Annotated in this window: 24 protein-coding genes and 2 pseudogenes; 16 read left to right on the top strand and 10 right to left on the bottom strand. The window is 63.8% G+C overall.

Annotated elements, in window-relative coordinates; all coding sequences use genetic code 11:
- Window positions 1-46: 46 nt before the first annotated feature.
- On the bottom strand, window positions 47-958 hold the full coding sequence (locus E1956_RS31235) for a LysR family transcriptional regulator (protein ID WP_134756510.1): 912 nt from the start codon (window positions 956-958) through the stop codon (window positions 47-49).
- A gap of 111 nt (window positions 959-1,069) precedes the next feature.
- On the opposite strand from E1956_RS31235, the gene E1956_RS31230 reads away from it, so the two are divergent.
- The 3 genes from E1956_RS31230 to E1956_RS31220 all read left to right on the top strand — a co-directional run bounded on the left by E1956_RS31230 (window position 1,070) and on the right by E1956_RS31220 (window position 3,561).
- Entirely contained in the window at window positions 1,070-2,092 is a 1,023-nt protein-coding gene (locus E1956_RS31230; RefSeq protein WP_134756508.1) for an aldo/keto reductase, read from the top strand.
- 24 nt (window positions 2,093-2,116) lie between these two features.
- The gene (locus E1956_RS31225; protein ID WP_134756506.1) at window positions 2,117-2,533 is read left to right on the top strand and encodes an SRPBCC family protein; all 417 of its coding nucleotides are present in this window, start codon (window positions 2,117-2,119) and stop codon (window positions 2,531-2,533) included.
- Between the two features lie 287 nt (window positions 2,534-2,820).
- Window positions 2,821-3,561: a 3-oxoacyl-ACP reductase family protein gene (locus tag E1956_RS31220; protein ID WP_134756504.1), complete on the top strand. Its 741-nt coding sequence runs from the start codon at window positions 2,821-2,823 to the stop codon at window positions 3,559-3,561.
- A gap of 99 nt (window positions 3,562-3,660) precedes the next feature.
- On the opposite strand, the gene E1956_RS31215 is transcribed toward E1956_RS31220, so the two are convergent.
- The 7 genes from E1956_RS31215 to E1956_RS31185 all read right to left on the bottom strand — a co-directional run bounded on the left by E1956_RS31215 (window position 3,661) and on the right by E1956_RS31185 (window position 9,970).
- Window positions 3,661-4,644 (bottom strand): helix-turn-helix domain-containing protein, encoded by a 984-nt coding sequence (locus tag E1956_RS31215; RefSeq protein ID WP_134756502.1) that lies wholly within the window; start codon window positions 4,642-4,644, stop codon window positions 3,661-3,663.
- Window positions 4,645-4,890: 246 nt separating this feature from the next.
- Window positions 4,891-6,294, bottom strand: a complete 1,404-nt coding sequence (locus E1956_RS31210; protein ID WP_134756500.1) for a dihydrolipoyl dehydrogenase family protein — start codon at window positions 6,292-6,294, stop codon at window positions 4,891-4,893.
- Entirely contained in the window at window positions 6,281-6,796 is a 516-nt protein-coding gene (locus E1956_RS31205) for a DoxX family protein (RefSeq protein ID WP_134756498.1), read from the bottom strand. Before E1956_RS31205 ends, E1956_RS31210 begins: the two co-directional genes overlap by 14 nt.
- Entirely contained in the window at window positions 6,793-7,689 is an 897-nt protein-coding gene (locus E1956_RS31200) for an HvfC/BufC N-terminal domain-containing protein (RefSeq protein WP_134756496.1), read from the bottom strand. The genes E1956_RS31205 and E1956_RS31200 overlap by 4 nt, the downstream gene beginning before the upstream one ends.
- Before the next feature lie 7 nt (window positions 7,690-7,696).
- Window positions 7,697-8,674 (bottom strand): hypothetical protein, encoded by a 978-nt coding sequence (locus E1956_RS31195; protein WP_134756494.1) that lies wholly within the window; start codon window positions 8,672-8,674, stop codon window positions 7,697-7,699.
- Window positions 8,671-9,561 carry an MNIO family bufferin maturase gene (gene bufB / locus E1956_RS31190; RefSeq protein ID WP_134756492.1) on the bottom strand — a complete coding sequence of 297 codons (891 nt, stop codon included), beginning with the start codon at window positions 9,559-9,561 and terminating at the stop codon, window positions 8,671-8,673. Before bufB ends, E1956_RS31195 begins: the two co-directional genes overlap by 4 nt.
- A 76-nt stretch (window positions 9,562-9,637) precedes the next feature.
- Entirely contained in the window at window positions 9,638-9,970 is a 333-nt protein-coding gene (locus E1956_RS31185; RefSeq protein ID WP_134756490.1) for a BufA1 family periplasmic bufferin-type metallophore, read from the bottom strand.
- Window positions 9,971-10,429: 459 nt separating this feature from the next.
- Between E1956_RS31185 and E1956_RS31180 the strand changes: the two genes are divergently transcribed.
- The 13 genes and pseudogenes from E1956_RS31180 (at window position 10,430) to E1956_RS31120 (ending at window position 22,600) form a co-directional block, all read left to right on the top strand.
- Window positions 10,430-11,272, top strand: a complete 843-nt coding sequence (locus E1956_RS31180) for an alpha/beta fold hydrolase (protein ID WP_167760181.1) — start codon at window positions 10,430-10,432, stop codon at window positions 11,270-11,272.
- 628 nt (window positions 11,273-11,900) lie between these two features.
- Complete coding sequence (locus E1956_RS31175) at window positions 11,901-12,881, top strand: fumarylacetoacetate hydrolase family protein (RefSeq protein WP_134756486.1); 981 nt, start codon at window positions 11,901-11,903, stop codon at window positions 12,879-12,881.
- 127 nt (window positions 12,882-13,008) lie between these two features.
- Entirely contained in the window at window positions 13,009-14,187 is a 1,179-nt protein-coding gene (locus E1956_RS31170; RefSeq protein WP_134756484.1) for an alpha/beta hydrolase family protein, read from the top strand.
- Between the two features lie 94 nt (window positions 14,188-14,281).
- Window positions 14,282-15,583, top strand: coding sequence for an MFS transporter (locus tag E1956_RS31165; RefSeq protein WP_134756482.1), 1,302 nt, complete (start codon window positions 14,282-14,284; stop codon window positions 15,581-15,583).
- Window positions 15,584-15,621: 38 nt separating this feature from the next.
- Entirely contained in the window at window positions 15,622-16,425 is an 804-nt protein-coding gene (locus E1956_RS31160) for an IclR family transcriptional regulator (RefSeq protein ID WP_134756480.1), read from the top strand.
- Between the two features lie 243 nt (window positions 16,426-16,668).
- Window positions 16,669-17,760: a porin gene (locus tag E1956_RS31155; RefSeq protein ID WP_418789328.1), complete on the top strand. Its 1,092-nt coding sequence runs from the start codon at window positions 16,669-16,671 to the stop codon at window positions 17,758-17,760.
- Window positions 17,761-17,778: 18 nt separating this feature from the next.
- Window positions 17,779-18,477: a flavin reductase family protein gene (locus E1956_RS31150; RefSeq protein WP_232071910.1), complete on the top strand. Its 699-nt coding sequence runs from the start codon at window positions 17,779-17,781 to the stop codon at window positions 18,475-18,477.
- A 193-nt stretch (window positions 18,478-18,670) separates the two neighbouring features.
- Window positions 18,671-19,105 carry a RidA family protein gene (locus E1956_RS31145; protein ID WP_134756474.1) on the top strand — a complete coding sequence of 145 codons (435 nt, stop codon included), beginning with the start codon at window positions 18,671-18,673 and terminating at the stop codon, window positions 19,103-19,105.
- Window positions 19,106-19,132: 27 nt separating this feature from the next.
- A complete protein-coding gene (locus E1956_RS31140; RefSeq protein ID WP_134756472.1) occupies window positions 19,133-19,672 on the top strand; it encodes a 3-hydroxyanthranilate 3,4-dioxygenase in 540 nt (179 codons plus the stop codon).
- Window positions 19,673-19,752: 80 nt separating this feature from the next.
- Window positions 19,753-20,715: a LysR family transcriptional regulator gene (locus E1956_RS31135; RefSeq protein ID WP_134756470.1), complete on the top strand. Its 963-nt coding sequence runs from the start codon at window positions 19,753-19,755 to the stop codon at window positions 20,713-20,715.
- Between the two features lie 151 nt (window positions 20,716-20,866).
- Window positions 20,867-21,016, top strand: a pseudogene (locus tag E1956_RS31130) (aldehyde dehydrogenase family protein); the annotation flags it as partial.
- Window positions 21,017-21,054: 38 nt separating this feature from the next.
- Window positions 21,055-22,056 (top strand): amidohydrolase family protein, encoded by a 1,002-nt coding sequence (locus E1956_RS31125; protein ID WP_134756468.1) that lies wholly within the window; start codon window positions 21,055-21,057, stop codon window positions 22,054-22,056.
- Window positions 22,057-22,096: 40 nt separating this feature from the next.
- Complete coding sequence (locus E1956_RS31120; RefSeq protein WP_232071908.1) at window positions 22,097-22,600, top strand: 4-hydroxylaminobenzoate lyase; 504 nt, start codon at window positions 22,097-22,099, stop codon at window positions 22,598-22,600.
- Between the two features lie 46 nt (window positions 22,601-22,646).
- Here the strand turns inward: E1956_RS31120 and E1956_RS31115 are convergent.
- Both E1956_RS31115 and E1956_RS31110 read right to left on the bottom strand, forming a co-directional pair.
- Window positions 22,647-22,751, bottom strand: a pseudogene (locus tag E1956_RS31115) (thioredoxin); the annotation flags it as partial.
- A gap of 22 nt (window positions 22,752-22,773) precedes the next feature.
- On the bottom strand, window positions 22,774-23,478 hold the full coding sequence (locus E1956_RS31110; RefSeq protein WP_134756466.1) for a cytochrome c biogenesis CcdA family protein: 705 nt from the start codon (window positions 23,476-23,478) through the stop codon (window positions 22,774-22,776).
- Window positions 23,479-23,495 lie beyond the last annotated feature (17 nt).

Below are 23,495 nucleotides of genomic sequence, written 5' to 3'. Positions count from 1 at the left end.
TCGGCGACCGTCGGCAATGGCACGAATGGTGTGCGAAGTGCCTTCGTCAGGTTTCGGCGTATTGTGGCCGGCTTGAATCCAGTAGCGTCGTGCGGAAATGCCCGACCAGCGGCCTCAGATTGACCTTGTGCCACGCGGCCCACAGGGCGGTGCGGTAGCTGAACCACGCAAGCTCGTGCAGCACGACCCCAGCCGGTGCCTGGCGCCGCAGGCTTTGCTGGATCATGGTGAGCCCGAGGCCGGCCGCGACGAGACCGAGCGCGGCCAGCGGCTCGGTCGCCTCCATCGCGATGTCGGGCGTGAAGCCGGCCTTCGCGCATGCCGCGATGAAGTTGTCGTGGCGCAGCGCGCCTTCTTCGTGCATCACGCCGATCCACTTTTGCGCCGCGAGGTCCTCGGGCGTGAGGTGCGTCGCGCTCGCGAGCGGATGACCCTCCGGAATCGCGAGCAGCATGGGGTCATCCAGCACTTGCGCGGCTTCGAGGTCCGGGTCGTCGGCCGCCGGCGGCTCGCAGACGAGCGCGATGTCGAGGCTGCGCTGGCGCAGCCCCGTGAGCTGCTCGGCCGAGCGGTAGTTGTAGAGGGCGATATGCACGTCGGGCTTGTCTCCCCGCAGCCGCCGCAGCGCGTTGGGCAGCACGCCCGAGTGCATGGCGTTCTCGAGATAGCCGATGCACAGCCCGCCTTCGTCGCCGCGCCCGAGCCGTCGCGCCAGCGACTCCAGGCGCTTCGCATGCGTGAGAAACGCCTGCGTTTCGGCAAGGAAGGTGCGCCCGTCCGTGGTCAGACGAATGCGCTGCTGCGAGCGCTCAAACAGGGACAGGCCAAGGTTTTCCTCGAGCTGGGCGATCTGGCGGCTGAGCGGCGACTGCGAGATATGCAGCCGTTCGGCGGCGCGGCCGACGTGTTCCTCTTCGGCGACCGCCACGAAATAGTGCAACTGGCGTATGTCCAGCATATAAGACCTCGTTAAGACCTTGATGGACTCAAGTTTGTCGAATTATGTCTTGGACAGACTTAACTTGCAAACCTAGACTTGCACTACCGACTCAACCAAAGGAGCAAGTCGATGAGTATCAAAGACAAACTGCCCGCTGGCACCCAACTGGGCTTTGGCGCGGCGCCGCTTGGCAACATGTTCCGCAATATCCCCGAAGAAGAAGCGCTGGCAACCGTCAAGGCGGCTTGGGACCAGGGCGTGCGTTACTTCGATACGGCCCCGCTGTACGGCGCGGGCCTCTCGGAAATCCGTCTGGGTGAGGCGCTCGCGAGCTACAAGCGCGACGACTACGTGCTGAGCACGAAAGTGGGCCGCGTGATCCTCGACGAGATCGAGGACGTGGCTGCGCGCGACCTGGGGGAGAAAGGCGGCGTGTTCGCGTTTGGCCGCCCCAACAAGATCGTCAACGACTATTCGGCGGACGCCACGTTGCGCTCGGTCGAAGACAGCCTGAAGCGCCTGAAGACCGATCGCCTCGATTTCGTCTGGGTGCACGACGTCGCGCAGGACTTCTACGGCGACGAATGGCTCGCGGTGTTCGAATCGGCACGCAAGGGCGCGTTCCGTGCGCTGAGCCGTCTGCGCGACGAAGGCGTCATCAAGGCGTGGGGCCTCGGTGTCAACCGCGGCGAGCCGGTCGAACTGCTGCTCGATCTCAGCGAAACGAAGGCGGATGGCTTCCTGCTGGCGGGCCGCTATACGCTGCTCGATCACGAGCGCGCATTGCAGCGCCTGATGCCGGCCGCGCTCGCGCAGAACGCCGAGATCGTCGTGGGTGGTCCGTACAGCTCGGGCGTGCTCGCCGGCGGGCAGAACTTCGAGTACCAGAAGGCCTCGCCGGAGATTCTCGCCAAGGTCGAGCGCATCAAGGGCATCGCCGCGCGCCACAACGTGAGCGTGAAGGCCGCCGCGTTGCAGTTCGCGTTGGCCAACCCCGCTGTTGCCGCGGTGATCCCGGGCGCGAGCAAGCCGCAACGCATCGCGGAAGACCACGCTGCGGTGAAGGAAGCCATTCCGGCCGCTTTCTGGCGCGATCTGCGCGAACAGGGCCTGGTTGCCGCGAACGCGCCGCTGCCCATCGACAAGGCCTGATCGGCAACGTCCAAGGAGAACGATATGGCACAAGCGAGTGCATCCATCAGGATTCCTGATTCACCCGACGCCGTGTGGCAACTGATCGGCGGCTTCAACTCACTGCCGGACTGGCTGCCCTACATCCCGTCCAGCGAGTTGAGCGAAGGGGGCCGCGTGCGGCGCCTCGCCAATCCGAATGGCGAAGTGATCGTCGAGCGTCTGGAAGCGTTCGACAACCTGGCGCGCAGCTACACCTATTCGATCCTCGAAGCGCCGTTCCCGGTCACGGGATACCGCTCGACGTTGCAGGTTCGGGAGATCGAGGGGGGCCGTGCATCGCAGGTCGACTGGTCCGGCGAGTTCACGCCGAACGGCGTGAAGGACGAAGAAGCATCGCGGTTCTTCGAGGGCATCTATCGCGATGGTTTGCAGGCTTTGGCGGCGTCGTTTGCCAAGTAGGGCCGCGCCTGAAAACCGCCCTGCGCGTGGTTGGCGCCCGGCTGTCGCCAGACATTGGCCAGCCGGGCGCTTGCAGATGCCTTCTCCGGCAACGCCGACGACGCACCGCAAATGCCTGAGTTCCATCGTCAACCCATGCTTTGCGCGTATGCCCCCCAGCTCACAAGGTATTTTTCAGTACCGCTCCAGAGGCCTACATTGACTGCCATGGAAGCAAGCGTGTCGATCGACAAGCTGCTGATCCTAAACGATATTTTTTCGAAAGATCGATCACCAGGAGCAGAGCAATGAACAAGTTGACGAACAAAGTGGCGTTAGTGACGGGCGGCTCGCGGGGCATAGGTGCGGCGATTGCCAGGCGGCTCGCCGCGGATGGCGCAAGCGTCGCCATCACCTACGCGAGGGACGCGGCCGCGGCCGCGGCAGTGGTCAAGGCCATTGAGCTCGGCGGCGGCAAGGCTTTGGCGATTCAGGCCGACGCGGCCGATGTCGCCGCCGTCAAGCGTGCGGTCGAAAAGACGGTTGCGGACCTCGGCCGGCTCGATGTGCTGGTGAACAATGCCGGCACGGCCATTCCGAAGCCGTTCGAGGAAGCTACGCTCGAGGAGATGGACCGCGTCCTCGACATCAATGTGCGCGGGGTGTTCGCGACCACCCAGGCTGCGCTCAAGCACATGAACGACGGCGGACGCATCATCATGATCGGCTCCGCAGTGGGCGAGCGTGCCGTTGCGCCCGGGCTGGTGCCTTACGCCGCGACCAAGGCCGCCGTGAAGATGTTCACGCAGGCGCTGTCGAGAGAAGTCGGCAGCCGTGGCATCACGGTCAACAACGTGCAGCCGGGCCCCATCGATACGGATCTGAATCCCGCTTCCGGCGATTGGGCCGTACCGCAGAAGGCTGCCACCGCCCTCGATCGCTATGGGCGTGCGGAGGAGATCGCGGCGGCGGTGTCGTTTGTCGCCGGTCCGGAATCCTCCTACGTCACCGGCGCGAACCTGACCGTGGATGGCGGCATGAATGCCTGAGTGCATGGCGGCCAGAATCCATCCCTCTGGCCGTCCCGGTGGTGTCGCTGGACGGACGGGACCCAGGCGGCGCGCAGGATGCGGATGCGCGCCGGCGCATCACTCGGTCATCGAGCCTTTGTTCAGCAGCGCCGGACGCGCCGGGCGTGGGGCGGTCCGGCGCTGTCCCTGCTCGCGCGCGTAAGCGGCCGGCGTGCAACCGACATGACGCTGGAAGCGCCGGGTGAAATGGCTTTGATCCGCGAAGCCTGTCGCCAGCGCGATTTCCGCGAGCGGCAGGCCGGTTTCGAGTATCAGCGATTTCGCGCGACGAATCCGGCATTGCTCGACGTAGCTGATGGCGGTGACCCCGATCGTCCGCTTGAAGAGCCGGCTGAAATGAAACCGGCTCACGTTCACGAGTGCAGCCAGGTCTTCGAGGCATATCGGCCGGCCGAGATTGTCTTCGATGAACGCCGTGAGCCGCGCGACTTCGAGCTTGCCGAGTGAGCGCTCCGGCGGGGGCTCGACCGGTTCGAACGCGTTGTAGCTGCGCAGCATGTGCGCCGCCAGCGCGGCGGAAAGCGCGTCGACGAGCAACACCTGAGCCGGATGCGCTTTCATGTCGATCTCGGCGACGAGGCTCTGCGCGATGCGCTCGATGACAGGGTCACGCACCAGAAACACGCTGCGGATTTCGACCGGAACGTTCTGCCGGCCAAGCTGCTCGCCCGCGAGCGCAACGAGCGAAGGGGGCACGCGCAGGCGCACGGATTGCCCGGAATCGCCTTCCCACACCGAGTCGCAGCCGGCCGGCATGATGTACGCGGTGCCGGCCGATACCGCGCCGCTATGGACCACGCCGGCTCGCGTCTGCACCAGTCGCGCGCTGCCCGACGGGCAGTAGCCGATCAGGTGATGGTCGAGCCCGCCGTAGCGTTCGGAGCAACCGAAATAGGGACGATGGACGTCGACGGTGACGCCCTTCCAGCCGCGGTCGCGGGTCGTGGCAACCGGCTGCTGCGGCCTTGCATGCAGGATTTCGTCGATCGTGATCAGCCGGGGCCAATCCCGCGCTTGCGGGGCGGCTTGCGCGGACTTCATGTGATTCGGCGCGACGGCTTCGTTGCCGTCACTCCGCCGCCGAGGGGATTCGAACGCGGTGATCATCGGTGCCTCTGTTCAGCGGGGCCGGATTCGCACATCGCACATCGAGCGTAGCAACGCGTAGTGTGGCACAAACGGCCGCCAGAGGCTTCCGCAACATGAAGATACGCGGCTCGCGGTTCGGTGGCTTGCCGCTTCTTGCTCGAATTGGACGATTGATGCTTTCGATTCGGGCAGCGCTACCTAAGCGTGCATCATCCATCCACCCGCAGCCATCGCGGCCTGGCGCAGCGCTTCCGACCCCGTAGGATACGGATGGCAGATCCGGGCGAAGTCTTCGCAGATCATCGACGCTTCCATCGCGATGGCGACCTGCGAAATCAGATCGGCCGATCCCGTGCCGACGAGATGGGCGCCCGCGATGAGATTCGTGCTGGCGTCGACCAGCAGCTTCACGAATCCCTCCGGGGTATCGCGGATCATCGCGTTCGCATTCGCGCCAAGCGGATAGCGGCCGATCTTGTAGCGCACGCCCGCCAGCCGAAGCTCCTGCTCGGTCTTGCCGATCGTCGCGACTTCGGGGCTCGTGTAGAGCACCTGCGGGATCGCCGCATAGTTGACGAACCCGGGCAGGCCGGCGATCTGCTCGGCGCAGGCGATCGCTTCGTCCTCGGCCTTCGACATGACCATCGGCCCGCCGGCGGCGTCGCCAACGACCCAGAGTCCGCGGCTGCCACCCTGCGGCTTGCGCTGCGGCAACGCGCCGGGCGCATCGGGCTGGATGCCGACGCTCGACAGATTCAAGCCGGCAGTCGACGGCCGGCGGCCGATCGCGACGAGCACGGTGTCCGCATCGACCGTCGACGTGGTGCGGCTGGCTTCGGCGCTGCGAAGCTGGACGGACACGCGGTCGGACCGCCGGTCCAGACCGACCACTTCGGTCGACAGCCGGATCCGGATGCCCTGGCGTATCAGTGCCCGTTGCAGCGTGGCCGCGAGCTCCGCGTCCAGCCAGTTGCAGATCCGGTCGCTGCGCTCGATCAGGGTCACGCGCGACCCCAGACGATGCCAGATCGAGCCAAGCTCGACCCCGGCCGCCCCCGCGCCGACGATGACCAGATGGCGCGGAATCCGGTCGAGCGACAGCGCGTCGGCCGAATCGATGATGCGGGCGTGGTCGAATGCGGCGGTGGCAAGCGGAATCGGTTCGGACCCCGTAGCGATCACGATCGCGGCGGCGGACAGGGTCTGCTGCGTCCCATCGGTTCGGGTGACGATCACCGTGCCAGCGCCGGCGAGCCGCGCGTGCCCGGAAATCAGCCGGACCCGCTGCGCGCGCAAAAGGCCGTGCGTCTTTCTCGACATCCGGTCGATCATGGCCGCTTTGTGGTCCATCATTCGCGCGAGATGCAGCGTCGCCACGCAGTCGATTCCGCGCGCGGCGTGCTTTGCCGTGCGCGCGATGTCGTACAGCGCGGACGCATGGAGTAGCAGCTGCGACGGGAAGCAGCCGGAGCGGATGCCGGCGCCGCCTGGCTGCGCCGCGCGCTCGACGCAGGCGACGTCGAAACCGAGTTGGCTGGCGCGAATGGCGGTGTGGTATCCGCCCGGGCCGCAGCCAATGACGATGACGTCATAGCGATTCATCAACGCGACCGCGCCGATACGACTCGCGGTCGATCAGCCGGTCCAGCGACAGCGCGCCCGGACCGATCGCCATGATCCCGACAGCCAGGGATGCCCAGTACAGATGGAAGTTCGCCCAGCCGTCCGGAAAAACGAGTTGAATGATGCCGGTCATCACCAGCAGCGCGAGCGCCGCCAGTCGCGTCGCGAACCCGAGGATAAGCAGGATGGGCAGTGTGATCTCGGCGATGGCCACGACCAGCGCGATCGTGTCCGGCGCGGGGAAGCCGAACGCCGCGCCGAACAGGTGGACCTTGAACTGGTTCTCGAACAGATAGAGCGTTGCCGGCGAGAGGGAGAGAAAGCTGTCCCATCGGGTGCGGCCGGAGCGCAGGAAGGGCAGCGCGAGCGCGAGCCGCAGCAACGGCGGCGCGACGCACCACGCGATCTCCTGAAGCCGCTCCAGCACGGCACGGGTCAGCCGTTCGATGCGGCCTTTCGCCGGCAGGGTGCTGGGATTCATGCGCGCCTCGTGGTGGGTGGCGCGTCGCGCTGTGCCCCGGGCGGCGCATCCGCGTCGTCTCTCAGGCTCCATCCGACGATCGCACCGATCGCGAACAATTCGACGAGCGCACGAGCGAGGTCGAAGCCCGGGTCGTCGTGACGCGCGAGCGAGGTCGACAGGGCAAGCGAGCGGCCGGCAACGAGACACTGGACGAACGTTGCCGCGCCGTTCGTCACCTGACGCACTTCGACGTCGGCATGCGGACGCACGACGAGCGCATGCTGGCCGCCGCCGCAGAGGTCGGTGGCAACCGGGGTGCCGCCGTCGATGTTCATGTGCCACAGGTCCACGACGGGAAAGGGCGAGTGCACCACCCGCAGCGACGGATGCGGCTTCAAGCAGACGTGAGCAAGGCGTGGCGCCGCGACGGCGCCGAGTTCCGCGAGCGCGATTGGCACGGATTCGGCTGCGTGATAGGCCTCTGCCCAGGCGCGTTCGAGACGTGCGACATCGGCCAGATACGGCACGCTGCTCGCCGGCTCGAACGCTTCGATGAAGCGCGGGAACGTCTCGCCGTATTCGAGCATGACAGGCGAGCGGGGCGGATCGAGAACGACGTAGATGCGCGCCATCGCCGTGAAGAACGCGTCGCCTGTGATGCGCCGTACTGCCGGGAACGCCGCACGCAGCGCGTCGATCAGGGCGGTGAAGACGTTGTTCCGATAGATGTTGAAGCGTTTGACGTCCGGCTTCCGGTCGGGGCCGACGAGGCCGGGCGGCATCGGCAGGGTCGGGTCCAGCAGCGCGGCCGCGAAGTCCCGCTGGCGATCGTGCAGGTTGCCGGTGCGCATGCCCTGCGCGGCGCGGCCCGGCGATGGCGGAAACGTTCGGCAGGATGATTGGCGTGTCATGACTTCCTCATGAACGGGACGGCCGTTGCACGACATTCGTCCACAATTGGCGAAGGCTTTCCACGCCGCCCGCCGTCGAACTCCAGAGCGTCGTATCACTCACGAGCAGCGTGCCCGCGAACGCATCCGGGCGCGATTGCAGCAGCGCGTCGAAGGTCGGCCGTTCGAGTGCGAACGGATGCGGTGGCGCAGCGAGATCGATGTGCTGGCGGGCGAGCACGTCGAGCCGGTGAGCCGCGTCGCCGAGCCGTTCGAGCTGTGGCAGATGCGGGTGCAAGTTGAACGTGGTCACGTTGTGCAGGATGCCTAAGCGGTCTAGATTCGCATCGGCTTCGACGGGCGAAGGCGAGCCATCCGCCGCGGCCGCGGGCCGCAGTCCAAAGCGGTTCTCCACGGGCACGCCGAGGCCAGCGAGCAACGAGCGCGCAAGACCGCCGAACTGTTGCCGCGGCGGAATGTTCCGGTCGCCGTGGTGATCGAATTCCGCAAGCTGGCGGCGCAGCCGGTCGTCTTCGTCGATACCCTCCACATCGCCGATATCGTGATGCGGGCAGATGAAGGCGAGGTGGTCGGGCTGTGCGAGAAATGCCCGCATCGCTTCGATCTCCGCGCTGCTGGCGCATTGACCGGTGCGCAGCGAATCGAAGCTGATCACGATCAGGGTATCGACGCCTGCGAGCGTGCGGGCGTCGAGCGGGGTGAGCGTACCGTCATCCGCGACGCGCTCGATCTCCGTGACGGGCTGCCCGGTGAGCGCGGTCGCCAGGTCGACGAACGCGGTGAAGTTGCGCTTCATGATGTGATCGAGGAAGCCCGCGATGCTCTGGTCGAAGCGGACCGGGTCCGCGTATTCATGAAACCTCGGAAAACCCATCCGGCGACTTTCGAACAGCGCAGGGAAGCGATCTTCGATCACGTGGAGCGGGGCGCCGCGCTCTCCGGGCCGGCTCCATGCGTAGTAGACAAGGACTTTTCGGTCGCTCATGGCATGAGTACCTCGCTGGGCTGATGAATTGTGGCTGCCTGCATGACGAATTCGGCGTGCGCGGCTTGCGCGGCGAGCGTGCTCCAGTCGGGCAGGTTCGCGTCCCATTCGATCAAGGTGGGCAGCGGTCCGGTCTGGCGGATCGTATGCGCGTACAGATCCCATACGACGCCGGCAACGTGGCGGTCGTGCGTGTCGATCAGCAGCGGGCGGCCCTGACCGTCCGTCTGCGGCGCGTGGCCTGCCAGGTGGATCTGCTGCACGGCGTCGAGCGGATATGCGTCGATGTACGCGAGCGGATTCCACTGCTGGTTGATTGAAGCGACGTACACGTTGTTCACGTCCAGCAGCAGACCGCAACCCGTTCGCTGCACGACGGCGGCAATGAAATCGACCTCGGCATAACGGCTTTCATCGAAGGCCAGGTAGGTCGACGGATTCTCGAGCAGCATTTGACGTCCGAGCGCGTGCTGCACCTGGTCGATATGTTCGACGACGCGCGCGAGGCTTCGGGTGGTGTACGGCATCGGCAGCAGGTCGTCGAGAAAGCCGCCGCGATGACCCGACCACGCGAGGTGCTCGGAGAACAGCGCGGGCGCGTAGCGGTCGACGAGTGCCCGCAGGCGCTGCAGATGCGCCGGATCGAGCGGACGGTCCCCGCCGATTGACAAACCGACGCCATGGAGCGAAAGCGGGTACGCGTCGCGGATCGCGTTCAGGACGCGGTGAGGCGGGCCACCCGCGCCCATGAAGTTCTCCGCATGAACTTCGAAGAAGCCGACGTCCGGCCTCGTCTCGAGAATCGTGCGGTAGTGGTCCGCCTTGAGGCCCACGCCGGCGCGCGGCGGCGCACGGTGAAGGGCGTAGCGATGCGATGCGTCGCACATGGCCGATGTGATGAAGAAGGGAACGGAAGGTCGAGGCCGCGCGAGACCCCGGCCGGGACCGGGACCTCGATCCGGATCAGGCCTTGGGCGAGAGGCTTCCTGGACCCTTCGGCGTGGCGATGCTCACGCAGGTGCCCGTCGGCACGAGGCGGAATGCGTTGCCCTGGTAGTCTTCCGTACTGGTTCCCGCGCAGGTCGTTCCCGCGCCCGCGTAGCAGTCGTTATGTCCTTTCAGCGCGGTGCCGAAGCACGGTTCGACTTTGCCCGATTTGACGAGCGCGGTGTGCTCAGCCTGAATCTTCTTCTGCGCTTCGGTGAATTGCTGCGCACTCACGGGGGCGGCTGCGATGGCGGCAAGGGCTGTTGCGACTGCGCCGGCAACCAGCGTGTTCATGTTGAAGTCGGCCATGCGGGTTCTCCGAGTTGTGTGGGAACAGCGAACTGCCAGAGCGTGATAGCTGCGACGCTGTTCCGAAGTAAGTGTTGGAGGCGGTTATGAGCGGGTTGCGCCTCCGCTTGCTGGCGATCAATCGTCACCGCACGGTCAGGATACAAAGCCGGTCTGCGCAAAGATTGCAGGGTCTTGTGCGATTTGGTCTGCGATTGCGAATGGGCTCGCCATTGCGGCTGCCATCGCCACCTCGCATGTAACGCGGCTTTGAACCCCGTCCGATGTTTGAATCATCGCGTGCGCAACAAGGTTCCATGGTCAGCAAGGGCCTTCAAGACGAAATCGCTTTCGGAAGTCAGCATACGAGCGGCTATCGACCGCCATGCGGCTCAGGCAACGGATAGCCGTGACTTCGAATGTCGCAGCGAACGCGCCATGTGCAAACACCGTGAAAAATGACTCAGAAGGGGTATTCCCGTGAACAAGTCAAGCAGCCTCATCGCCATACTTTTTGCCGCCAGCGTCAGCTTCAGCGCTTGCGCAGCGCCCATTTCCGCGGACACCGCCATCACACCTGCCTCAACGGCGGCCGACGGTTCCCACGATCCTGGCAAGGCCAGTCCCACAGTGATCTTTGTCCATGGGGCTTTCGCCGACTCATCGAGCTGGAACGTGGAGATCAGCGTGCTACGCAGTGCCGGGTATCCCGTGATTGCCTATGCGAACCCGCTCCGTGGCATTGCCAATGACGCGGCGGGCCTGGACGCGCTGGTCAAGTCCGTCAACGGTCCCGTGGTGCTGGTGGGTCACTCGTACGCGGGCATGGTGGTCAGCCAGGTCGCCGCCCAGGAGCCGTCGGTGAAGGCGCTCGTATACGTTGCCGCGCTGATCCCCGTGGTGGGCGAGAGCACCAATGACCTGGTCACGAAGTTTCAGGGCTCCGAACTGGTCTCGGCGAACCTGCATTCCGTCGCTGCCCCTGGCGGGCAGACCGACGTGTACATCAACCAGGACAAGTACGGCACCGTCTATGCCGGTGGACTCAGCCAGCCCGACATAACCGTCGCTGCGGCTGGCGAACGCCCACTTGCCGCGGCGGCCTTCGCGGAAGCGGTCACGCTGGCGGCGCCCGCGTCTGTTCCCAAGTGGGAAATCGTCGCGACTCAGGACCATGCAGTGCCTACTCAGGTGCAGGAATTCATGGCAAATCGGGCCGGCGCCAAGATCGTCAGAACAAAGTCTGGTCATGATGTTCCGGCGGCGCAGCCCTTCGTGGTGGCCAGGGTGGTCGAGGAGGCCATTGCCGCGGCCAGCAAGTAAATTCGCCTTTGGCGTGGCGGCGGTAGTCGGCGCGAATTCTTTGGGTCGCCGACGATTGCGTATCAATCAGGCGCTGCTGCCGCACCCGGTTTGCGCCATGCGCTGAACTGCAAGGCTGCACATCTCTTCAATCGCGCCGGGGGCCGGGCTCCGGCCATCTCGCTTCATGGGCGATCCACCTGCTGCGTATTGCTCAAGCACCGACCCTGTGCACTCGACTTTCCTGACGGGTGAGTCCGTCCATTTCTGTCGTTAAAGACCATTCATAAATTTTAAGTCCAAGAATATGGTCTAAAAAGCGAAATGGAACGTAAAACATTTCATTTTCGGCCATGACGCGAACATGAACTCGTGACGATTGCGTCACAGTGCTCGCGACTGCCCGGTTCGCTTCCATGATTCATCGTCGCGTTTCAGCCGGTGGACCCTGTTTGGGACCGTCGCGGCGCGGCAAGATTCGCCGTGCCGATTCGAGCGCGAGACGGCGGGGGAAGCGCGTGCCGTCCTCCCTGCATAAACGTGTCCACCTGGTGAACAAGCGCCCCCGGGGGCCCGTATAGGGTGGGCTAAGATCGCCTTCACTGGATGGCGATTCAATGCACATTCCAATCACTAGGAGTAATGCGGTATGAAACTGGCTTCGTTGAAACATGGCCGAGACGGAGAATTGATCGTCGTGAGCCGGGACCTGAGTCGGGCGGTCAGCGCAGGGACGGTTGCGGCCACGATGCAGGAGGCGCTGGACAACTGGGCAGAGCGAGCGCCGGCGCTACAGGCGATTTACGAGGCGCTGAACGAGGGCAGGGCGGAGCACGCTTTCGATCTCGTGGTGGAGCATCTGGGGGCGCCGTTGCCGCGCTCTTATCAGTATCTCGACGGTGCGGCCTACCTGAGTCACATTTGCCGCAATCGCGCAGCGCGCGGCGAGGCGCTTCCCGACGACCTCTACGATCGTCCGCTCGTCTATCAAGGCATTTCCCACGGCTTTATGGGCTGGAGCGAGGATGTGCCGGTACCGTCGGACGAATTCGGAATCGACTTCGAGGCCGAGATCGCGGCGCTGACCGGAGATGTCCCGATGGGCGTATCGGCGGACGCGGCGGGTGCTTACATTCATTTGTTCGTGCTGCTGAACGACGTCTCGTTGCGGGCCCTGATTCCCGGCGAACTGAAGCGCTCGTTTGGCTTCCTGACGGGCAAGCCCGCTTCGAGCATGGGGCCCATCGCCGTCACGCCCGATGAGCTGGGCGACTTGTGGGATGGGGCGCTGGTGAGCGGCGAGATGCGTTGCTGGCTTCGCGGCGAGCAGGTCGGCAGGATCGAAACCGGCATCGATACGCCGTTCCACTATGGCCATCTGATCGCACACGTCGCGCAGACACGCAAATTCGAGCCGGGCACGGTAATCGGCTTGGGGACCGTGTCGAACGAAGACGAAGCGGCCGGGTGTGGATGCATCGGCGAAATTCGGGCGCTCGAAACGCTGCGCGATGGCCAGGCGGTCACACCGTTCCTCAAATTTGGCGATCGCGTTCGCATCGAACACTTCGACCGGGCAGGGCGCAGCGTTTTTGGTGCAATCGATCAACGCTTCGTTTCGAATGACTGATATGCGCGGCGATCGGGAGACCAGCGGTTTCCGACGTCGTTCAGCAGGCTAAGGGTAACCAGACGGCAGTCGTCGCAGCACGCGTTGCACTGCACTATCAAGACGTAAGGCAATAAGGAGAGCGAAGATGTTTGAATATTTTCCCGGTAACTATATGTGGTCGCTTGCGGTCAATCGTTGTCTGGCAAGCGGCGGCATGTTCGGCGAAATCCATTGGGCCTGCAAGGATCTGCAGGAAGCCGCGAAGACCGGTCCGTGGGGCGACGCGCAAGCCTGGCACCATGCGTGGATGAAGCTCGCACAGCAGGTCGAGGCGGTGGGCGACGAAGCGCTGAAGGGCGGCACCGAAGTCACGGCCTGCGACGCGTATTTCCGCGCGGCGCAATACTATCAGTGGGCCGAGGCATTTCTTCCGCCCGACGACGACCGGGCGCAGCCTACCTTTGCACGGCATATGGACACCTTCGCGCGCGCTGCCGAATTGATGAACCCGCGCGTCGAGACGTTCGACATCCCGTTCGAGAATAGCTTTATCTCCGCGTATTTTGTTCCGGCCCAGGGTGTCGAGGGACCTGCTCCCGCCGTCATGATTTCAGACGGACTCGACGGCACGAAGGAAGAAATGTTCTACATGGCGCGTGCGTTCGCTGCGCGCGGCATCAGCTGTCTCGCGATCGACCATCCCGGTCAAGGGGCGACGCTGCGCCTGGGCAAGCTGACGGCGCGTCATGATTCCGAGGTGGCGGCCGGCGTGGCCTTCGACTATCTCGTGAAGCACTTCGACGTGGATGCCGATCGGGTCGGCATCTGCGCTGCGAGCATGGGCGGCTACTACGCGCCGCGTGCAGCAGCGTTCGAGAAGCGGTTCAAGGCATGTGTCGCGTGGGGAGCGATTTACGACTATCACGGCATTTGGGTGCGCCGCATGAAGGTCCGGCCCGGCGAGCCCGTCAGCGTCGATACGGGCGCGGCGCTCGGCACGACGGGAACACATCTGCTGCGGATCCTGGGCGTGTCGAGCTACGACGAGGCGCTCGCCAAGCTCGAGAAGTTCAGTCTGGTGAACGTCGCAAGCCAGATCACCTGCGACGTCCTGCTTGTGCAAGGCGAGGACGACAAACAGACGCCTCTGGCCGAGGCGGAGCAGCTCTACGCGGCCATCGGATCGAAGTCGAAGGAACTGCGCGTCTATACGCGAGAGGAAGGCGGCGCTGCGCACGTCCAGCTGGATCGCCCCGAGCCGGCGCTGAGCCGGATCGCGGACTGGTTCGTCGCCAGGCTGGCTAGCGCAAACGCCGCGCGCTAACGGCCCGCCAGCAAGCCCATCCAGGACCACTCACTCAACGTTCACGGGGAGCCGCCGGGGCCACCGGGGCTGCCTCACGCAAGGAGCAGATCTGATGACGGAAAAGTCGAACGAGCCCGGCGGCGACGTCAAGGGCGGGACCGTCCGGGCCGGTAGCGTGCTCGCGCTCATCACGTGTTTTCTCGTGATCGTGCTGGATGGCTTCAACACGACCTCGTTTGCGTTCGTCGTGCCGCCTCTCGCACACGAATGGGGCTTGGTGCCCGCGCGCTTCACGTCGGTTTTCGTCGCGACCAACGTTGGCGCCGTGCTCGGCTACGTGTGCGTCGGGTCGGTCGCGCGGCGGTTCGGCTATCGCTTTGCCGGCAGCGCGAGCGTCGTGGTGTCCGCCGGCTTCACGTTGGCGGCGACGTTCGCAACCAACATCGCCACGCTCTCTGCACTGCGGCTGTTCGCGGCCGTCGGGCTGTGCGCGGTATTGCCGATCGCGATTACGGCGTCCGCGAGCATCATCGGGCCTAAGCACAAAGTCGCCGCGTCGCTGATCATGACGACCGGCATGTCGGTCGGTTCGGTCGCCGGGGGCATGATCGGCGGCCCGCTCATGCAGCATCTGGGCTGGCACGCCATTTTCGTCCTGGGCGGGATTCTGCCACTCGTCATCGCGCTGCCTTTTTTCCTGGTGCTGTCGCCGGCACGTTGCGCGGACTTGATGGCCAACGGCGCCCGTGACCCCGCACAGCGCGCCGCCTCCAGGCCACAGGTGCTATTCCGGGGCGACCTTGCCATTTTCACGTCGCTGTTGTGGCTCTTCGCGTTCCTGGTATTCGTCGATGTCTTCGCCATGCTGTCGTGGATACCAACGCTATTGCCGTCGTTCGGCATAGCACCGGCCCGCGCATCGGTAGGCATTGCTGCATTCAGCTTCGGCGGCCTGTGCGGCAACATCCTGATGACGCTCATCGTCGCGTTGATGGCGCTGGCGGGCCGTGTCCGCCTGAAGCTGGCGCTGACCGTCGGGTTCGTTCTCGTCATCGCCGGCTTTGTGGCGCTCGGTCGGGCGCCGCTGGGCGCCGCTGCGGTTCTGTTGATGATCGGCGTGATCGGGGCGGGTCTCGTGAACGCCATGATGGGGCTGACCGCGATGGCCGTCGCGCGTTATCCCCTCCAGATGCGCGCAACCGGTCTCGGCTGGGCGCACGCGATCGGACGCATGGGGTCGTTTGTCGGCCCGGCGATTTGTGGCGAGTTGCTGTCGCTTGGCTGGTCAGCGCGCGCGATCGTTTTGATCGCCATCGTGCCAGCCGTGGCGGCCATGCTGACGCTCGGTGCACTCGCGCGGGCCGGGCGCGCGTCGAGCGCTGTACCGCGTACCGAAGGACTCGCGCAGTATTAACGTCGACAAGCAAGATCGAGACAAAATACGGAGTACCAATGAATGCGAGAGTGAAAGCCGTCAGCCCCGAGCGCGCCGACTATGGCACCGTCGAACGCACCATTGCCATGCTGCGCGTGCTGGCCACGGCCGGGCGGTTCGGGCTCGCGCTGACGCAGATAGCCAGCGCGGCGGAACTGCCTCACCCGAGCGCGCATCGCCTGCTGCACCGCTTGATCGCCGAGCGCATGGTGGTGCAGCGCGATTCGGACAAGCGGTACGTGCTGGGCCCGATGAGCATGGAACTCGGTTTTGCCGCCTCGCTGATCTACGACGTGCGCGACCCGTGCCGGCCAATCCTCGCGCGCCTCGCCGAGGAGATCGGCGACACGGTTTACCTCACTGTGCGCAGCGGCAGCGAGTCAGTGTGTGCGGATCGCTTTGAGGGACCATCACCCATCCGCGTGGTCACGATCGAAGTGGGCAGCCGGCGTCCACTCGGCCTCGGCGCCGGCGGTCTTGCGATTCTTGCGGCGATTCCGGCGGATGAGCGCGAATTCACGATTGGGAATCTCGCGCGACGCCACAGTGAGATCAAATCGTTGCACCCCCGCGAGCTGCGTAGCGCGATTGACGCCTGCCATCAACGCGGCTACGCGTTGATTCACAGTCAGGTCACGCTCGGCACGACGGCGGTTGGCGTCGCGATTCTCGATACGCTCAACAATCCGGTAGCGGCCGTTAGTGTCGCCGCCGTCGATAGCCGCATGTCGGCGCCGCGTATCGAACTGCTGTCGCGCCGGCTTCAGGCGACGGTGTCCACCATTCAGGAAGCGTTGCGAGGCTTCTCTGGCCAACCCTGACGCAAGAACGAGGCGGTCCGCCTGCGCGGATCGGCCCTCTGCTATTGGTGTTCGCCTGCTGGACAGAGACGCGAAGGGGTTGCGCTACGCAGCCTAAGATCGACGGCATGGAAGGTGAGCCGGTCAGGCGGGAGGTGTCATTCGGGAACGGCGTGAGAATGAGGTAGATCGACAAATGAGATTCGCATCATATAGATAGGTATGCGAAATAAGAATACGAATAATACGGAGACAATCATTGTGTTGAAGCTCAATAGAATCAACCGGACACACTGTTCTCAAGCGCTAGTTGCGCTTGCGCTATTGTACGCAGCTCAGTCTCATGCTCAATCGAATGTGTCGCTCTACGGTGTGCTGGATGCGGGGTTGCTTTATGCGTCGCACTATCCGAACGCTCATGGCGCAAACGCCGGACCGCTCTATGCTTTCAATGACAGCGGGGTGTCGGCGAGCTCCTTCGGCATGCAGGGAATCGAAGACCTTGGCGGCGGGATGAAGCTGAAATTCAAACTGGAAAGCGGTTTCAGCACCGGAACTGGAGCGCTGGCGAATTCGAACAAGAATGAATTTGGCCGCCAGGCGTATGTGGCTCTGGAGAATGGCTACGGAACGGTGGCCGCGGGGCTGCAATACTCGCCGTTCTTGCTCTCCGTGATTTCGACCGACCCGCGAGGAAACTCGTATTTCTTCGGATCCAGCGAGACATTGTACGTCGACAATGTGGCGGTGACCGGGATGTTCAATTCCAACGCCATTACGTACACGAGCCCGAAAGTGGGGGGATTCTCGGGAAGTGCCATGATGGCGCTGGGCGGGGAGGCCGGCGATTTTGCAGCCGGACGCCAATATGCCGTGCGGCTCTCGTACGATGCCGCTTTCGTGCATCTGGACGCCGCCATGTATAACGGCGACAGCGGCGGAACGGCCGCCAGCACCCCGGTACCGAGCACGGTGGCCTTCGCGGGCAGAACGTTGGGGGCGAAATTTTACCTGGGCAGTCTTGCTCTAGGCGTCGCCTACTCGCTCTACAAGGTCGCCGGCGGATTCTCGAGTCAGGTGTACGGAACAGGATTGAGCTACGATGTGAATTCGTTCTGGAATCTCAATGCCGGAACATGGTACACGCGCAATGGCAATAATTCGGCGGATCACTCGATCCTGGCGGCAGTGGGGACCAGTTACTCGTTGTCCAAGCGAACAGCGCTCTATGCCCAGGTGGGCTTCGTGAACAATCACGGAAAGATGACGACCGGATTCATCGCCGGGCCAGCGCTTCCCCACGAGGTTGCCGGCAGTACGACGGCCGTCAACATCGGTATCCGGCATCGGTTCTAGCGTAACGGAGACAGCTTCATGACTTTTTCGGCTTCGATGGCGTCAATGCATCCTCGTGATCGGTACAAGCTGCTTTCGGCGAGCGTGGTGCCACGGCCCATTGCGTTTGTGACGAGCGTTGGCGAGGATGGCTCGGTCAATGCGGCTCCGTTTAGTTTCTTCAATGTGTTCTCGCCCGACCCGCCCATCGTTGTCCTCGGTGTTCAGAAGCGGTTCGACGGTGGCGTGAAAGATACGGCCAGAAATATCGCTGCCACGGGTGTCTTCGTCGTCAATCTCGTCGACGAGGATCTGGTGAAAGCGGTCAATATCGCGGCCATCGACTTTCCGCCTGGGCACAGTGAAATCACTGCGGCGGGACTGACGCTGGTCGATGGTGTCGACATCGCGGTGCCGCGCGTCGCAGAGGCGCCGTTCTCGCTCGAATGCCGGCGCGTCGCGTCACTCGTGCTGGGGCCGCGGGGCGAACTGATCGTCGGCGAGGTGGTGCGTTTTCATGCGCGCGAGGGCCTTGTCGACCCCGCACGGATGTATGTGGACGAGCGGGCCTATCGGCCAGTCGGGCGCATGGGTGCAACCACCTACGCGCGGCAACGCGATTGCTTCGCAATGCGTATCGATAGCGTGGAGGACTGGTTTGCGGGCCAGGCAGAGACCGCAAATGGCTCGGGCGAGGCTGCGGGAGCTCAAACTGGCACGGATGGGACTGCGACGTGACGTGTTGAAAGGCGGTGGTGCCCCGTTGGTACGAGTCTTGCGTCCACGACCCAGCTATTCCAATATCGCATACCAGAACGGAAAAGTTTGATTGTCCGGGCTGCTGCCGGCTGTCTAGAGTAGAGCGTGTTACGCACGGCTGCGCCGGCATGGATCGCGCTGCCTGAGCACGGAACCCTCACAGGACACAGATATGTCTCAGCTCTCTCAAGGTCGAGTCGTAGAAGGAAAGGCCAAGCCCCGCGGACGTTTTCCCCACGGGGTGCGGGCCGGCGATTTCCTGTTCGTTTCGGGAGCGAGTTCGCGGCGTCCTGATAACACGTTCGTAGGCGCGACGGCAGATGGTCTCGGCACGGCCAGGGTCGATATTCGCGAGCAGACGCGCGCGGTGATCGAAAACATGCAGGACATTCTTCGTTCGCAGGGTGCCGATCTGTCGAACCTCGTCGAGGTCACGACTTTTCTTGTCAAAATGAACGACTTCGGCGGCTACAACGAGGCTTATGGCGAGTACTTCGACGAGAACGGTCCGGCCCGGACAACGGTCGCGGCCCACCAGTTGCCTCACCCGCTGCTGGTCATCGAAATCAAGGGTATCGCTTGGTTTCCGCTCGACAAGGCGCACTGAGCCCGAGCCCGTCGAGAGGAGAGAGGCATGTTGAAATACGGAAAATCAATTAACTTCAGCCGATGGATCGACGAGCATGCGCACCTGCTCAAGCCCCCGGTGGGGAATCAGCAGATCTGGAAAGACAGCGACATGATCGTCACGATCGTCGGAGGCCCGAACTTTCGGACGGACTATCACGACGATCCGCATGAGGAGTTCTTCTATCAGCTCAAGGGCAACGCTTATGTGAACATCATCGACGACGGGAAGCGGGAGCGCGTCGACCTGCGGGAAGGCGATATCTTTCTGCTCCCGGCTCATGTGCGTCATTCCCCGCAACGCCCGGAAGCCGGCAGCGTGTGCCTCGTCATCGAGCGGCAACGCGCACCGGGTGCGATCGACGGCTTCGAGTGGTACTGCGGGCATTGCGATCAACGGGTTCATCGTGTCGAAGTCCAGCTGAACAGCATCGTCGACGATCTGCCGCCGCTGTTCGCATCGTTCTACGAATCGGAAGAGAAACGGCGCTGCCCACACTGCGGAACCGTTCATCCGGGACGAGCTGCCGTGCCGAAATCGACCTGAGTCTGCTGCTGTTGATTCGCGCCTGGCCCGCGATGCTGATAATGTTCGCCTACCATCCTGCCGCATAAGAGGGGCGTGCCATGCGTCGCCATCCCATCAGCCAGATTGGGCTGAGCCGGAACCTGAAGCTCAGCCAGCTTCTGATCTTCGATCGTGTCGTGGAGACCGGTTCGATTCTGCGTGCCGCCCATGATCTGGGCTTGACCCAGCCGGCGGTGACCAAGGTGATTCAGGAGCTGGAAGCGGCGCTGGAGGGCGAGCTGTTCGCCCGCACCAATCGCGGTGTCGTTCCGACCGACCTCGGCATGGTCGTTGGGCGGCGCATCAAGTCGCTGCTCTCCGAGTTTCGTCATATGAGTCAGGAACTCGATCAATTTCGTTTCGGGCGGGCGGGTCATATCGTGGTGGGCACGCTGATCTCGGCGTCCGCGCGCCTGCTGCCCATGGCGATCAGCCGGCTCAAGGAGCGCGCGCCTTCGATCAGGGTGACGGTGCGCGAGGGGCCCACCGCCCAGATGTTCCCGGCGCTGGCGACCGGAGAGCTCGACATCGTCGTCGGCCGGCTTCCGGAACTCGAGTTACCGATCGCCGATGCGTTCCCTCTGGAGCATCACGCGTTGTTTGAAGACTCGCTGTCGATCGTGGTCGGGGCGCGTCACGCATTGGACATTGCGTCCGTTCATTCCTTGCGCGATCTGGCTACTGCGCCATGGATCTTTCCCACCACGGAATCTCCCTTGCGGATCTCGATCGAGCGCATGTTCCGCAATGCCAATCTGGCATTGCCGGAGGATCTGATCGAGTCGCTCTCGGTCTTGACGAACCTCGGCCTGTTGCTCGAAACGCCGCGCGTGGCGTTGATGCCTCGCGTGGCCGCGGCGCAGTTCGTGCACGCGGGCTTGCTGCGCATCGTGGATCTCCCGGAAACCGGCTCGTTCGGCACGGTTGGCTATTCGGTGCGAAGCAACAAGGATCTGAGCCCGGCGGGCGACGCGTTCGTGGAATGCCTGCGGGAAGTCGCTGAGGCCTCCCGGGCGCTGTGAGCCTGAGCCTGGCTATTCCGATTCTTTATAGCCGCACGGGAATTATTGATTATTCAACGTGGCCGCCTGTTCATAGACTAGTTCTCACCCATCCAGTCAGCGGGAGAACACATGACTTCGAACACTCGAGCGCGTGATTCGTTGCCGAGCGTTGTTGCTGTTCACCTGGAAGGTCGCGCCGGCGCTCGCGATGGGCAATTGCGTGGTGGCCAAGCCCTCGGAGGAAACGCCGACATCGGCCACGCTGCTTGCGGAAGTGATGCGCGATATCGGGCTGCCGCCCGGCGTATTCAACCTGATTGCGTCGAGCTGATCTGCTCGATCGCGGGGGACTCAGCGATGACACTTCGCATCGACATGCATTCGCATTTCTTCCCCGCGATTACCCGCGAGGAGGCTGCACGGCTCGACGCCGCGCAGGCCCCCTGGCTGGCGATCGACCCGGGCGGCGAGACGGGCATGATCATGAGCGGCAACCAGGCCTTCCGTCCGGTGACACGCGCGCTTTGGGATCCGCAGCGGCGGATCGAGGAACTCGATAAACTGGGCGTCGACGTGCAGCTGATGTGCGCGACGCCGGTGATGTTCGGCTATCGCTATCGCGGGGACGTCACGCTTCAGTGGGCGCGGGCAATGAACGACCGGGCACTCGAGATGTGCTCGGTTGCACCCAGCCGGTTGATGGTCCTCGCCCAAGTTCCGCTGCAGGACATCGATCTTGCCTGCGAGGAGGCGTCACGCGCTTTCGCGGCGGGGCATCGCGGTGTGCAGATCGGCAACCATGTCGGGCCGAAAGACCTCGACGATGAGGGGCTCGTGCAGTTCCTCACCCATTGCGCGAATGAAGGCATCCCGGTCCTCGTTCACCCGTGGGACATGATGACGGACGCGCGCATGAAGCACTGGATGCTGCCGTGGCTCGTCGCCATGCCGGCGGAAACGCAACTGAGCATCCTCTCGCTGATTCTCTCAGGGGCGTTCGAACGCATTCCCCGTTCACTCAAGCTATGCTTCGCACATGGTGGCGGCAGCTTCTCGTTCCTGCTCGGGCGAGTCGACAACGCATGGCGCGAGCGCGATATCGTTCGCAAGGATTGCCCGAATCTACCGTCGTCGTATGTGGATCGATTCTCGGTCGACAGCGCCGTGTTCGACCCCAAGGCGTTGACGCTGCTCGTGGAGGTGATGGGCGAGGAGCGTGTCATGCTCGGCTCGGATTATCCGTTTCCGCTCGGCGAAAAACGCATCGGTTCGCTGATCGAGGAGCACGCCGGTTTCGACTCGCGTTCGAAGGCGCGAATGCTCGGCGCAAACGCCCATGAGTTTTTCGGCCTGTCGTAGTGCGAGACAAGGCCGGTCCACGATTAACGAGGAGGGAGACATGATGTTGCCGACAGGAACACACAAGGGCGAGATGCTGGCACTGCTGCATGCAGTGTGCGATGGCATCCGCGGACATGCGCTGGACGCCGACCTCGAATCGAAGTTGAATCGCGAATTTGGCGTCGGCACGCAATCGTATGCGAGCCTCACGCGCTTGATGAAGGCCGGTGTCGAAGAAGGCTGGGCGGCATACATCGAGATCGACGGTACGGATTACCGGCGAGGGCGCATTGCAGAGCCGTCGCCAGAGACGGCCGGAATGAGCATCGAAAGCGGATTGCTGCGCGATGTAAAAGGCCAGTACCACTGTCACACGAACGGCGAGATCAACATGATCATTCCGCTCGAAGCGGGCGCGCAGTTCTGTGGTCATGGCGCGGGCTGGCGCGTGTTCGCTCCGCTCAGCGAGCATTTCCCGACGGTCACGAAGCGAGCGCTGATTCTGTACTTCTTGCCGGGCGGCGAGATCGAGTACCGGCCGCCGCCGGCCGATCGCGACTGAGCGCAGCGCCGTCGATCGATGCGCGCGGCGATCTCTACGCGCTTGGCGTGACGGTCCAGAAGTCGATCTGCACGACTTTGCCGCGCAGTTTCTGCATGGTCAACGTTGCGGTGTTGAGCCAGGTGTTGATGCCCGTGAATTCCGGCGCCGCGTTCTTGAGCTTCGAGAACATATCAAAGCCCTTTGAACGAAGGGAAGAAAGACGAGAGTGCGGCATACAAAAGTGTGTCGTACTGCAGATAAATTGCGGCTGCCGTCAGGATAACCAGCACGCCGAACAGCTGTTGCAGCCGGTGCGCGTGACGCGCGATCAGCCTCGACTGGCGGACCATGGCCTGTCCGCCATAGATCACGGCGAGCATCGGGATCGCCGCGCCAACCGCGTACAGCGCGAGGAGCAGCGCCGACCACTGGAAATCCTGTGCCTTGACGACGAGCACGAGAATCGAGGCGAGCACCGGTCCCGCGCATGGCGTCCATACCGCACCTAGCGACATGCCGAGCACGAAGCCCCCCGCATTACCGTTGCCGGGCCCGCTTGCAGCGGGGCCGAACGACGACGGCCAGGGCAGGCGCGCCATCACCCATTCGAACGGACGCGGCCACAGACGCAGGAAGCCGAACAGCGCGAGCATGGCGGTCGCGGTATCGCGCAAAGCCTGCTGCGCGATGTGCACCGCATGCGAAACCGCCCCGAGTAATAGCGCGAACGACGCGAAAGTCAGGATGAATCCCGCGATCACGAACAGCGGACGCGTGCGGGCCGAGCGTTCAACGGAGGTGCCGAGCAGGATTGGCATCACGGGCAGGATGCATGGCGAAGCGATCGTAAACAGGCCCGCGAGCAGCGCGAGCGGCGGTTCGAGCAGATTGTGCATGTCGGACTCGGGTTGGC

It is taken from the genome of Paraburkholderia pallida, from assembly GCF_004524855.1.
Taxonomy (GTDB): Bacteria; Pseudomonadota; Gammaproteobacteria; order Burkholderiales; family Burkholderiaceae; genus Paraburkholderia; species Paraburkholderia oxyphila.
This window is presented reverse-complemented; position numbering and strand designations above follow the sequence as displayed.